Genomic DNA, 12,826 nt, shown 5'->3' with positions numbered 1-12,826 from the left:
CTTCCCTTATTTTACCACAATAGACGATATTTCTCTGACTTTTGAGGAGAGAATCCTCACATAGAAAAAGACCAGGCTCAAGTCCCGGTCTTCATTTTCATCATCATTTCCTGTCAGTCATGACACACTTGTTCATTATCAACTCTTTCTTTCCTCTCCTCTAAGCGATAGACAATCACTAGGGATACAAGAAGAACCAGAGTGGTGATGATTGATCCTTCTGCTCCAAATGCCCCTCCGGTCAACCAGTCAGGTCCATCTCCCATGGTAAAACTAAAGATAGACGCATCTGCGCCTGTGCCACTGACTTGAAAACCAAGGAGATTTCCTTGTACATAGTTCCAAGTGCCGTGTTGGGCGACCACTAGCCAGATACTATCCGTATAGATAAAAAGCAGACCAGCCAGCACTCCATCGAGGATGATATTCAGAACGGATAAGAAGGTCACTCCTGCATTTCCCATATGCAGAATGCCAAAGAGACTACTAGAAATCGCGATCGCTAAAGGCAGATTAGTTCTTGCAGCAATCCGAGTCAGAAGCCAACCTCGCGTCGCTACTTCTTCCGTCCCCCCTTGCAGAAGCCAAAATGGGAATAAACCAAGGATAAAAAACAAGGGCTCTAAACTGAGCTCATTTAACACAAAAGACCCGATGCCACTTACTTGGTAGACAAGCGCGATTACTCCCATTTGAACAAGTGAAATCATGATCCCCCAGACTAGATACTTGAGCCAATTTCTTTTTACAAAGCCTAAACTTGATAAAGCATTCTTCTCTATGACCTTCACCCAAAAAATAAAGAGAAATAGTATGATTACAAAACTGAAAAGCTCATAATAGAGAAGATAATGGTAGAAAAATTCTTGAATACTTGCTGTCCCATTTCCTGGCGAAAAGAACTCCACTAGAAAACCTATGACTAAGGAAAATGGTCCCACCAATTCACTACTAAGCCATAGTCCCCCTTCTATAAAGAAGGAGGCTAAAAATACATAGAATAGTGTAGAAATAAGAACTGGCATAGATGTGTTTGTTTTTATATCCTGAATGATCTTTCCTTTCTTCATGATCAACCTCCATTTATCTGATAGGTCCATTGTAGCAAAGAAAATCAAGAGCTGCAATATCGTTTCATGTTAGAAAACCTAACATCAAAACTGGATTTTTCTTGCATAGCAAAGTCTTTTCTGATATAATAGCTCTTGTAGAAAAACATAAGACCATTCATACTCGATTTGGTATGGATGATTTGTTTTTTTAAGGCCATCCTTTGGTCAATGTGCTCATGGGTCAAATCCCCTAGGAGAAAAGAATTAAAAGGAGACAGAAATGAAGAAAAAATTACTAGCATGTTTGCTGTTCTTATTTCCATTCGTTGCATTCGCTGGTCATGCTCATGCTGAGACGATCAAGGTCGTTTTCGACACAGCGTATGCACCATTTGAATTTAAGGATTCAGATCAAACCTATAAAGGAATTGACGTAGAGATCTTGGACAAGGTCGCTGAAATCAATGGCTGGGATTTGGACAAATCCTTCCCTGGATTTGATGCAGCGGTCAATGCAGTTCAAGCTGGTCAAGCGGATGCCATCATGGCCGGGATGACCAAAACAACAGAACGTGAAAAAGTCTTCACCATGTCTGATACTTACTACGATACAAAAGTTGTCATCGCGACTACGAAAGCCGATAAAATCACGAAGTACAGCCAATTAAAAGGGAAGACAGTCGGTGTCAAAAACGGAACTGCAGCCCAACGCTTCCTCGATAAAAACAAGGACAAGTACGGCTACAAGATCAAGACTTTTGATACTGGTGATCTCATGTACAACAGTTTATCAGCTGGTGCGGTCGATGCGGTGATGGATGACCAACCTGTTATTCAATACGCCATCCAAAAGGGTCAGGACCTAGCTATCAATATGGACGGAGAAGCAGTCGGTGGCTTTGCCTTTGGTGTAAAAAAAGGCGGTAAGCATGAAAAGTTAATCGCTGAATTTAACAAGGCCCTCGCTCAAATGAAAGCCGACGGAACACTTGATGAGATCGTCAAGAAATGGACAGGTGAAAGTCAATCATCAAGTAACAGTGCTGTTCCAGAAACCACTACTCCTGCTGGACAAAAAGCAACCCCTAAAAAATCAAAATATAGCATTTCAAGTGATTCTTCCTTTGCACCATTTGTCTTCCAAAATGGAAAAAACAAATACACAGGGATTGATATGGACTTGATCAAGGCTATTGCTAAAGACCAAGGATTTACCATCGAGATTGACAATCCTGGATTTGATGCGGCGGTAAGTGATGTCCAATCTGGTCATGCGCAAGGAATGATCGCAGGGATGACCGTAACAGATGCTCGGAAAGAAACATTTGATTTTTCTGAACCATACTACACGGCCAATTCTATTCTAGCTGTTCAAGAAAGCAGCAAGATTGATTCATATGATGACCTAAAAGGAAAGACAGTCGGAGTTAAAAACGGCACTTCCTCACAAAACTTCCTTGAAGAGAACCAAAAGAAATATGGTTACAAAATCAAAACGTTCTCTGACGGAGCTTCTATGTATGACAGTTTGAATTCTGGTTCTGTTGCAGCGATCATGGATGACGAACCTGTTATCAAATACGCCATTAAACAAGGACGTAAATTCAAAACACCTATCGAAGGAACTCCAAGTGGTCAACTAGCATTTGCCGTTAAAAAAGGTGAAAATCCTGAATTGATCGAAATGTTCAATAACGGTCTTGCAAACTTGAAGAAAAGTGGCCAATACCAAAAGATCCTCGATAAATATCTTAAAGCAGATAGCAAGTCAAGTACTTCAAGTACAACAGCAGATGAAACAACGATCTGGGGCTTGCTTCAAAACAACTACAAACAATTGTTAAGTGGTTTGGGTGTGACTCTTGCCCTTGCACTTCTCTCTTTCGCCATTGCTATGGTGATCGGTGTTATCTTTGGGATGTTTAGTGTTAGCCCTTATAAATGGCTCCGCTGGACTGCTGAAATCTTTGTCGATGTTATTCGTGGGATCCCACTCATGATCCTCGCCGCCTTCATCTTCTGGGGAATTCCAAACTTGATTGAATCGGTCACAGGTCATCAATCCCCAATCAACGACTTTGTCGCAGGTACCATTGCCCTCTCTCTCAATGCTGCTGCCTATATCGCAGAAATTGTCCGTGGGGGGATCCAAGCTGTACCGATTGGACAGATGGAAGCCAGCCGAAGCCTTGGGATCTCTTATGGCAAGACCATGCGCAAGATCATCTTGCCACAAGCAACCAAACTCATGCTTCCAAACTTTGTTAACCAATTCGTCATTGCCCTGAAAGATACGACGATCGTATCTGCGATCGGATTGGTAGAACTCTTCCAAACTGGTAAGATCATCATCGCTCGAAACTACCAAAGTTTCAAGATGTATGCGATCCTTGCCGTCTTCTACCTCGTGATTATCACCTTGCTAACACGATTTGCAAAAAAATTAGAAAAGAAGGTTAACTAATGGCTAAATTAAAAATTGATGTCCATGACCTCCATAAATACTACGGTGAAAATGAGGTCCTAAAAGGAATTTCAACAAAATTCTATGAAGGGGATGTGGTTTGTATTATTGGACCGTCCGGTTCTGGTAAATCGACCTTCCTTCGTAGTCTCAATCTCCTCGAAGAAGTTACAAAAGGTCAAATTACCGTAAATGGATATGATCTAACCGATCCAAAAACCAATGTTGATTTGGTCCGTGAAAATATCGGGATGGTTTTCCAACACTTCAACCTCTTCCCACACATGAGCGTCCTTGAAAACATTATGTTTGCGCCAGTAGAGCACAAACTGATGACCCGTGAAGAAGCTCAAAAAGTCGGGATGGAATTGTTGGAAAAAGTTGGACTCGCAGATAAAGCCGATGCCAATCCAAACAGCCTTTCCGGTGGTCAAAAACAACGTGTGGCTATCGCACGTGGACTTGCCATGAATCCAGATATTATGCTCTTTGACGAACCTACTTCTGCCCTTGACCCTGAGATGGTTGGAGATGTATTGAACGTTATGAAAGAATTGGCAGAGCAAGGCATGACCATGATCATCGTTACCCACGAGATGGGATTTGCCCGCCAAGTAGCCAACCGAGTCATCTTTACCGCAGACGGTGAATTCCTCGAAGATGGCAAACCAGACCAAATCTTCGACAACCCCCAACACCCACGCTTGAAAGAATTCTTGGATAAGGTTCTAAACGTTTAAAAAATAGTGGTTTTTGAAGCATCTAGCAATTTTGCTAGATGTTTTTTTAGACGAAAAAAGAGGCTGGAACAAAAGTCCTAGCCTCTCAATTATTTTTGGATTGTTGAGCAAGACGCAGTGGTTGAGTGGGCTCTACTACGCTGATTTCATCAGCTTTTACAGCCCTACTCAACTGTGCGGAGGTGGGACGACGAAATCGAATTCTAACGAATTACCGATTTCTGTCCCACTCTCTTTTCATTTTAACTAATCTGTTGCTGTGCTGTCTGCATTTTGTAGTAAACACCTTGCGCTTGCATTAGCTCTTCATGAGTACCATGTTCAACAATGTCGCCATCCACCATGACAAGGATCATATCGGCATTTTGAATGGTCGATAAGCGGTGAGCGATGATGAAGCTGGTCCGTCCCTTCATGAGCTGATTAAAGGCATCTTGAATCAAGACCTCAGTCCGAGTATCGATGGAGGATGTAGCCTCATCCAAGATCAAAATCTTAGGAACTGAAAGGAAAACACGCGCAATCGTTAAGAGTTGGCGTTGACCTTGAGACAAAGACTCTCCAGCATCTGAAAGATAAGTATCATACCCTTGTGGCAACTGCCGAATGAAGAAATCTGCATTGGCCGCTTTGGCTGCTTCTATGACTTCTTCTCTAGTTGCATCTGGACGAGAAAAGGCAATATTTTCATGAATGGTCCCAACCTTGAGCCAGGTTTCTTGCAGAACCATACCAAACTGTTGGCGGTAAGAAGCACGGGTGTAGTCCGTAATTGGCACCCCATCAATCGTGATCTCTCCAGAATTAACAGGGTAGAAACGCATGAGCAGATTAATCAAGGTCGACTTTCCTGCTCCTGTAGGTCCTACAATGGCAACCTTACTGGCAGCTGGAACCTGAATAGTTAAATCTTTGATCAAGGTCCGACCCAAATCATAGCCAAATGTGACGTGTTCAAAACCAATCGCACCTTTAACATCCTGACTTTTCAGGACCCGTTGCCCCGTCTCTTCGACCTCAGCTTGATCCAAGACGCTGTACAAGCGCTCTGCGCAGGCAAGGGCACTTTGGAGTTCTGACAAGACAGAGGAGATATCATTAAAGGGCTTGGTGTATTGGTTGACATAATTGAGGAAGGTCACCAATTGACCAACAGTAAAGTGAGATCCCGAAATAATGCGTACAGCACCAAATCCAGCCACTACTGCATAAATCAAGGCATTCACAAAGCGAGTGGCAGGGTTGACAGTTGAAGAATAAAAGACAGCGGATTGGGAATAATTGGCATAGCTTTCATTCGTCCCCTTAAAAGCCGTACGGAATTGATCCTGAGCATTAAAGGACTGGATCAAACTTTCCTGGGTCAAGGACTCTTCGATCAACTGAGTTTGAAGACCACGCGCCTTGGTCTGCTTTTGGAAAAGCGTATAAGAACGCTTGGCAATAAAACGAGCAATCACCAGGGATAAAGGGGTCAAGACCAGAACCGCCAACATCATAAAGAAATCCAATTCTGCCATGGTCACGATGGTGACAAGAATGGTTAAGAGGCCAACAAAGAACTGGTTAAAGACCATCAGAAGACCACTGTTGAGTTGCTCTACATCGGTCGTGAGGCGACTGACGAAGTCCCCGCTCCCTTGTTTATCTAGATAAGACAAGGGCAAGCGGTGTACTTTTTCCATCACTTCTGCTCTCAGGCTTTGGCTAAACCGATAGACCAATTGATTGTAGAGAAGAGGATTGATCCATTGGATCAAGGTATTGGCCACAATGACCAGAACCATTTGGATCAAAACAGGCCATAAGACTGTCATCCCTTGAGGATTGATGACTAAATCAACTGCATGTCCGATCAGGATCGGTAACCAAACCGTTAAGGCCACTTGAGCGATGGTTCCAAGACTAGCTAGAATCAGGAGCCCGGGATGGTGAGCAAAATCTCTAAACAGACGTTTTAAATAACTAGAACGTTTTTGACTCATGCTTCCTCCCTCCTGTGTTGTGAATAATGAATTTCTTGATAAATCTCATTGGTAGACAAGAGGAAATCGTGATTTCCCAGTCCTACTTGATGGCCCTTGTTCAAGACTAAAATCTGATCAGCAGACTTGAGACTATTGGTTCGTTGTGATACTAAGATCAAACTCGTATCACTCAATTCTTCTTTAATCGATTTTAAGAGACGAGCTTCCGTCAAATAATCCAAGGCGGAGGTTGAATCATCCAACATCAAGAAAGGAGCCTTCTTCAAAAGGGCACGCGCAATGGTCAACCGCTGACGTTGGCCTCCTGAGAAATTTCGCCCAAAGGCTTCCACTGGCTCATCGAGTTGTCCTTCTTTTTCACGGACAAAATCAGCCGCCTGAGCTGTTTCTAGGGCCCACCACAAATCATCATCCGATAGATTTTCTTCCATCCCTAGTAAGAGATTAGAGCGGATAGTCCCTCGAAAGAGCTCTGCCTTCTGTGGGACAACAGCTACCCAGTCCCGCCACTCCTTGAGAGTTTTAGGAGAGTGAGCTTGATGATAGAGGGCTAATTTTCCCTGACTCACAGTATACAAATGACTCAATAACTGAACCAGGGTGGATTTCCCTGATCCTGTACCACCGATAATTCCCAACATCTGTCCATGATCCAGATCAAAGGAAATATTTTCTAGAGCTGGGCTTGAAGCCGTTGGATAAGTGAACGAAACTTTCTGGGCGCTGATCGCTTCTTGCTCTGTTGCAGTTTCTACTGGCAAAGCTTCAAGGAGGTTTTCTTCCTTCAAATCAAAAATCTCTTGGACACGCTTGGCAGAAATATAGCTGACATTTAAAGACGTGACCAGCATAGCCAGCTTGATCAATTCTGTTAAAATTTGTAATAAATAATTGACCAAAGCGACCAACATCCCTTGGGTGAGAAGGCCAGCAGAGATATTCAATTGTCCCTGCCAAATGACACAAACCAAGGTCGTATTGACCACAAGGAAGGTCAAGGGACTCACCAAACTAGACCAGATACCAGCGCGAATTTGCCAGATCTTGTAGTCCTGATTGACCTCTCTAAAATCCTCTAATTCACTAGCATCTTGTCCAAAGGCCCGAATCACCCGCATCCCTTGAAATTGCTGACGCGTCACCGTAACCATTCGGTCTGTGATTTTCCGAATCTTAGCAAATAGCGGATTGACAATCCGTGACATGATCACAATAATCAGGGTTAAAATCGCCACCATCCCCAAGAACCAAAGGGTTAGTTTAGGACTGATGGTGAAAGCCATGATGATAGAACCAAAGACAATAATCGGTGCTCTCAAAAAGAGGCGCAAGAATTGGTTGATCCCAACCTGGATTTGATAGGTATCAGAAGTGAGACGAGTTACCAAACTAGAAGTACCGATCCTATCGCGCTTGTCCTTTGGAAGTGATAAGATCTTCTCATACAAATCCTTGGTCATCTCGCGGGTAAAACCGACAGCTGCCTTAGAAGAAAAATACTGGGCCGTAATAGCTACGACAACACCAAAGCTCGCAAATAAAAACAAAACACCTACCGTCATCACCACTGCGCTCGTTTCCTTTTTGGGAATGACCTGATCGACTAAGTGGGCGATGATTAAGGGGACACACAATTCAAAAATAGCTTCTAAAAGTTTAAATACGGGCCCTAGAAAAGTTTCCCATAGATAGCCCTTAAAATACTTCAATAATGATTTCATACGACTCGATTCTTTTTTTTAATGGATATACATATTTTACCACAAATTCTTAAGATGAAAAAACTCTCCCTGCAGAGCAGAGAGAGTTGAATACTGGCCAGATGAAGGTCAGAAATCTTATTCCTTCTTTGTTACCTTACTTAAGATCTTTCCCATTTTCCCCAATCCAAACATCAAGAGAGGGAAAGAGAATAGCGTTATAAGGCCTAATACGATAAAGACTGCTACAAAGCAACAGCTATCAATGAACCAACCAGTCAAAGGGAAGATGACAATCATAAATAGACTAAACATCATCGAATTGATACTCAGCATGGTTGCTCGTACACTGGAAGGCAGATAAGCCTGTAAATCATTGTAGTAGATGGGTTGATAAACGGCATAAAGGGCATTGGTCAAGAGATAGACACTCAGATATGCGAATGGAGTCTTTACACCTACCAAAAGCAAGACCAAACCTGTCAGTGCAACCAGAATCGGAAAGACTTGATTACTATTCCATTTTTTCCCGATTTGACTGGCCAAATAAACCGCTAGGAGATTGAATCCACTACCAATTAACATGATGAGCGAAACTTGCCAACTGGCTAAGTCACTGATTTTCTGTTGGTAATAAAAATAAAACATACACATGATGGTCCCTACCAACTGATAGGTGAGCATCCAGTAAAACAAGACTGGTTTGTCCTGCCATTCTTGTTTCACTACCTCCAATATCCGCTTTAAGGTCAAGTGACTTCGTTCATCACTCTTGCTCTCTGGCTCCTTCATGAGAAAAATCAATAGAATGGAAAGCAAGGAAAGGCCAATGGAAATATAGTAGGTCCAAGCCAATGCTCCGTGAATAAAGAAGCCTGCCACCACTGTTCCTAACGTTCGGGTGACTTCGGCCACACAAGACAAAAAGCTAGAAATCTGAAGATAACGGTCCTTTTGGCCCGCTTCCACCGCTGAATCAAATAAGAAAGCCGTACTGGTCCCTGAGTCAAAATTATAAGACCAAGCATTGACCATCATAGCAATGGCATAGATCCAAAAATTCCCCTGACCAAATAAAATCAAGATAGAAGATCCAATACTGGACAAGCGAGCTAAATAGAGATTGGTCTTGTAGCTAAAGCGATCGGCTAACATACCAGATGGGATCTCACACAAGAGACTCGTCCCATGAAAGATACTCTCTAATAGACCGATTTGTAGTAAGGAAAGGCCATTTTGAATAAAAAAGAGAATCCAAAAACTGGTGATACCAAAATAAGATGTAAATTCCAGACCTGCTAGGAGTGAAATATTGCGTTTGTAAGTTCTTTTAAACATTGTTTTTCCTCTTTCAATAGATTATATAAGTGTTTCTAAAAGACTTACTTAGAGTTGCCTACATTTTCTCAACCTCCTTCATTTTTCTTGATTCATTTCTTGACGCAGCTGGGCCACTTGATTAGACAAGGACACCAACAATTCGGTTTGCAACTTTTGAATTTCCAGTAAATCCGTCTGGTCTTGTTGCACCATATGATCAATCTTCGTATGCAGTAAGCGAATTTCTCGTTCCGACTCCATATTGACATTAAAGTCATTTCGCGCTTGCAGGCGATCATAATCTGCCGCCCGGTTTTGGCTCATCATGATCAAAGGAGCTTGAATCGCCGCAATCGTAGAAAGTGCCAGATTCAGCAAGATGAAAGGGTAAGGATCAAAATTCCAGCCAAAGGGATGCAAGACATTAATCAACATCCAAATAGCCATCATCAGGATAAAACTAATGATAAAAGTCCATGAACCACCAAAGCGTGCGACAGAATCCGCCACCCGCTGGCCGAAGGTATAGCTGGCTGTCAAGCGGTCTTCAACGTTAAAGGGACGCTCGCTTTCAGGCATGACAGCTGTCACCTGCTGTTTAATCGCTTCGTTTTTATCATTGGCACGATCAATAATCTGACCTAGATAATACATACAATATTGGCTCAAATTTTTATACGTGATAAAATCATCCATTTGACTTTCAGGATAGGAAGTCTTGAGCATCTGTTGAATGGAATGGTCCAGATCCGCAATCAAAGATCCTTGGCCTTCCTCGTATTCTTTCCCATCAATGATGTCTATTTTCAGCATTGAAATTCCTTTCATAGTTTTTTGAAGCAGATAAAAGTGAAAAACGCCTAATGGCGTTTTTACGTCTATTAAGGTTTGATACGATGCAACATACGTGGGAATGGAATAGCTTCACGGATGTGTTTAGTACCAGCCGCGAAGGTAACCATCCGTTCAATCCCAATACCAAATCCACCGTGTGGAACTGTACCGTATTTACGAAGATCAAGGTAGAATTCATACTCTGTACGATCCATGCCAAGTTCATCCATTTTTGCAACAAGGGCATCGTAGTCTTCCTCACGCATAGAGCCACCGATGATTTCTCCATAGCCTTCTGGAGCAAGCAAGTCTGCACAAAGCACGCGCTCTGGATTTCCAGGAACTGGTTTCATGTAGAAGGCCTTGATAGCTGCTGGGTAGTTCATGACAAATGTTGGCACACCAAAGTGGTTTGATATCCAAGTTTCATGTGGTGAGCCGAAGTCATCACCATGTTCCAAATGCTCATAATCCGCATCTTCATCATTTTCATGCTCTTGCAAGAGATCAATGGCTTCATCATAGGTGATCCGTTTGAATGGTTCAGCAATGTAGCGTTTCAAGAGCTCCGTATCACGCTCCAATGTTTCCAATGCTTGAGGAGCACGGTCCAAAACACCTTGAAGAAGAGCTTTGACATAAGCTTCTTGCAAGTCAAGTGACTCATCGTGTGTCAAGTAAGAGTACTCAGCATCCATCATCCAGAACTCTGTCAAGTGACGACGAGTCTTAGATTTTTCGGCACGGAATACTGGACCAAAGTCAAAGACGCGACCAAGGGCCATAGCACCAGCTTCAAGATAAAGCTGACCTGATTGGCTCAAGTAGGCTGGTGTTCCGAAGTAGTCTGTTTCAAACAGTTCAGTTGAATCTTCCGCCGCATTTCCTGAAAGAATTGGGCTATCAAACTTCATGAAACCGTTCTTATCGAAGAACTCATAAGTTGCATAGATAATAGCATTACGGATTTGCATCACAGCAACTTGCTTGCGTGAACGAAGCCACAAATGGCGGTTGTCCATCAAAAAGTCTGTACCGTGTTCTTTTGGAGTGATTGGGTAATCTTGTGATTCACCGATCACTTCAATATCTGTGATATCGAGCTCATAACCAAATTTAGAACGCTCGTCTTCTTTAACAATCCCTGTTACAAAGACAGATGTTTCTTGGCTCAAGCGTTTGATGGTATCAAATTTTTCAAGACCCACTTCTTCTCCAAATTTTTCGATAAAGTTTGGTTTAAAAGCCACACCTTGGAAAAAGGCAGTACCGTCACGCAATTGCAAGAAAGCAATTTTTCCTTTACCTGATTTGTTGGCCACCCAAGCACCGATGGTCACTTCTTGACCAACGTAATCTTTTACTTCGATGATAGTAATCCGTTTTGTCATCATTCATCTTCCTTTTCTCGTTAAACTTGTCCGAAGACATTATCTTCTTAATTGTATCATAAAAAGGCTTTCAGTGCTAGATTCTACCTGTGAAAACTAGATTTTTTTAAAAGAAAAAGATCCCCAGCTCATTACTAAGGATCTTGCGATTTTATTTTTCCATAAAGGCCTTGAGGCGGCGAACAGCTTCTTTCAGGGTATCCAAATCTGTCGCATAAGACAAGCGAACATTTTCAGGGGCACCAAAGCCAGCTCCCGTTACTAAAGCAACCTCTGCTTCTTCTAAAATTGCTGTGGTAAATTCCGTCACATCCGTATAGCCCTTCATCTCCATGGCCTTCTTGACATTTGGGAAGAGATAGAAGGCTCCTTGAGGTTTGATGGCTTCAAAACCAGGTACTTCATTCAACAAAGGATAAATAGTATTTAAGCGCTCTTCAAAAGCTTGACGCATGATCTCAATAGAAGATTGATCTCCTGTGAGGGCTTCGATTGCAGCATATTGGGAAACGGTTGTTAAGTTGGAAGTTGTTTGGCTGATCACCTTGGCCATGGCTCCAATAATCTCTGGATCACCCACTGCAAAACCAACCCGCCAACCAGTCATAGCATAGGTTTTAGAAACTCCGTTAATCACGATAGTTTGCTTGCGAATCGCTTCTGATAAGCTAGAAATAGGCGTAAAGGTATTGCCATTATAGACCAATCGCCCATAGATATCGTCTGCCAAAATCAAGATGTCATGTTCGACAGCCCAATTTCCGATTGCCTCGAGTTCTTCTTTACTGTAGATCATTCCTGTTGGATTGGATGGCGAGTTCAGCAAGACCACCTTGGTCTTGTCTGTCCGTGCTGCTTCCAGTTGCTCTACCGTAGCCTTGAAGTGATTTTCTTCTGTTGTTTGGAAAGTAACAGGTGTGCCTTCTACCATCTTGACCTGGTCTACATAAGAAACCCAGCAAGGGGTTGGAATGATGACTTCATCTCCTGGATTAATGACAGAAGTAAAGAAGGCATAGAGGATAAACTTGGCACCAGTACCGACCACTACTTCATTACGGTTCACAGCATAGCCATAAAACTCTTTCATATAGTCGCTAATGGCATCCTTCAATTCTGGAAGTCCAGATGCGACCGTATAAAAGCTAGCGCGACCATCCTCAATGGATGCGACTGCTGCTTCTTGAATATTTTTTGGAGTCGCAAAGTCAGGTTGACCCAGGGTCAAACTTAAGATATCACGACCTTCTGCTGCCAAAGCTTTGGCACGCGCATTTGCAGCCAAGGTCACACTTTCTTCCATTTCCAATACACGATTTGATAACTTCATATTTCCT

General features: G+C 42.7%; 9 protein-coding genes. 2 read left to right on the top strand and 7 right to left on the bottom strand.

Annotation, left to right across the window (positions count from 1 at the left end; all coding sequences use genetic code 11):
- Positions 1–113: 113 nt before the first annotated feature.
- Entirely contained in the window at positions 114–1,070 is a 957-nt protein-coding gene (locus HMPREF2926_RS08590) for a CPBP family intramembrane glutamic endopeptidase (protein WP_176745540.1), read from the bottom strand.
- 262 nt (positions 1,071–1,332) lie between these two features.
- On the opposite strand from HMPREF2926_RS08590, the gene HMPREF2926_RS08580 reads away from it, so the two are divergent.
- Both HMPREF2926_RS08580 and HMPREF2926_RS08575 read left to right on the top strand, forming a co-directional pair.
- Positions 1,333–3,516 carry an amino acid ABC transporter substrate-binding protein/permease gene (locus HMPREF2926_RS08580; protein WP_070587351.1) on the top strand — a complete coding sequence of 728 codons (2,184 nt, stop codon included), beginning with the start codon at positions 1,333–1,335 and terminating at the stop codon, positions 3,514–3,516.
- Complete coding sequence (locus HMPREF2926_RS08575; protein ID WP_003007564.1) at positions 3,516–4,256, top strand: amino acid ABC transporter ATP-binding protein; 741 nt, start codon at positions 3,516–3,518, stop codon at positions 4,254–4,256. The genes HMPREF2926_RS08580 and HMPREF2926_RS08575 overlap by 1 nt, the downstream gene beginning before the upstream one ends.
- Positions 4,257–4,498: 242 nt before the next feature.
- Here HMPREF2926_RS08575 and HMPREF2926_RS08570 read toward each other — a convergent pair whose 3' ends face one another.
- The 6 genes from HMPREF2926_RS08570 to HMPREF2926_RS08545 all read right to left on the bottom strand — a co-directional run bounded on the left by HMPREF2926_RS08570 (position 4,499) and on the right by HMPREF2926_RS08545 (position 12,819).
- Entirely contained in the window at positions 4,499–6,241 is a 1,743-nt protein-coding gene (locus tag HMPREF2926_RS08570; RefSeq protein ID WP_070587350.1) for an ABC transporter ATP-binding protein, read from the bottom strand.
- The gene (locus HMPREF2926_RS08565; RefSeq protein ID WP_070587348.1) at positions 6,238–7,965 is read right to left on the bottom strand and encodes an ABC transporter ATP-binding protein; all 1,728 of its coding nucleotides are present in this window, start codon (positions 7,963–7,965) and stop codon (positions 6,238–6,240) included. The genes HMPREF2926_RS08570 and HMPREF2926_RS08565 overlap by 4 nt, the downstream gene beginning before the upstream one ends.
- Before the next feature lie 117 nt (positions 7,966–8,082).
- Positions 8,083–9,282: an MFS transporter gene (locus HMPREF2926_RS08560; protein ID WP_070587347.1), complete on the bottom strand. Its 1,200-nt coding sequence runs from the start codon at positions 9,280–9,282 to the stop codon at positions 8,083–8,085.
- Positions 9,283–9,360: 78 nt separating this feature from the next.
- The gene (locus HMPREF2926_RS08555) at positions 9,361–10,077 is read right to left on the bottom strand and encodes a DUF1003 domain-containing protein (protein ID WP_070587346.1); all 717 of its coding nucleotides are present in this window, start codon (positions 10,075–10,077) and stop codon (positions 9,361–9,363) included.
- Between the two features lie 68 nt (positions 10,078–10,145).
- Positions 10,146–11,492, bottom strand: coding sequence for an asparagine--tRNA ligase (gene asnS, locus HMPREF2926_RS08550; RefSeq protein WP_003007581.1), 1,347 nt, complete (start codon positions 11,490–11,492; stop codon positions 10,146–10,148).
- A gap of 148 nt (positions 11,493–11,640) precedes the next feature.
- On the bottom strand, positions 11,641–12,819 hold the full coding sequence (locus HMPREF2926_RS08545) for a pyridoxal phosphate-dependent aminotransferase (RefSeq protein WP_003014756.1): 1,179 nt from the start codon (positions 12,817–12,819) through the stop codon (positions 11,641–11,643).
- Positions 12,820–12,826: the final 7 nt, after the last annotated feature.

The organism is Streptococcus sp. HMSC078D09, from assembly GCF_001813675.1.
Taxonomy (GTDB): Bacteria; Bacillota; Bacilli; order Lactobacillales; family Streptococcaceae; genus Streptococcus.
The sequence above is the reverse complement of the archived record's forward strand: the minus strand, read 5'-3'. Positions and strand labels throughout refer to the sequence as shown.

What these genes read in the sequence shown, in the direction of transcription:
- HMPREF2926_RS08570 (WP_070587350.1), bottom strand. Translation starts at nt 6,241, where the DNA reads ATGAGTCAAAAACGTTCTAGTTATTTAAAACGTCTGTTTAGAGATTTT.
- HMPREF2926_RS08590 (WP_176745540.1), bottom strand. Translation starts at nt 1,070, where the DNA reads ATGAAGAAAGGAAAGATCATTCAGGATATAAAAACAAACACATCTATG.
- HMPREF2926_RS08555 (WP_070587346.1), bottom strand. Translation starts at nt 10,077, where the DNA reads ATGCTGAAAATAGACATCATTGATGGGAAAGAATACGAGGAAGGCCAA.
- HMPREF2926_RS08575 (WP_003007564.1), top strand. Translation starts at nt 3,516, where the DNA reads ATGGCTAAATTAAAAATTGATGTCCATGACCTCCATAAATACTACGGT.
- HMPREF2926_RS08565 (WP_070587348.1), bottom strand. Translation starts at nt 7,965, where the DNA reads ATGAAATCATTATTGAAGTATTTTAAGGGCTATCTATGGGAAACTTTT.
- HMPREF2926_RS08545 (WP_003014756.1), bottom strand. Translation starts at nt 12,819, where the DNA reads ATGAAGTTATCAAATCGTGTATTGGAAATGGAAGAAAGTGTGACCTTG.
- HMPREF2926_RS08560 (WP_070587347.1), bottom strand. Translation starts at nt 9,282, where the DNA reads ATGTTTAAAAGAACTTACAAACGCAATATTTCACTCCTAGCAGGTCTG.
- asnS (WP_003007581.1), bottom strand. Translation starts at nt 11,492, where the DNA reads ATGATGACAAAACGGATTACTATCATCGAAGTAAAAGATTACGTTGGT.
- HMPREF2926_RS08580 (WP_070587351.1), top strand. Translation starts at nt 1,333, where the DNA reads ATGAAGAAAAAATTACTAGCATGTTTGCTGTTCTTATTTCCATTCGTT.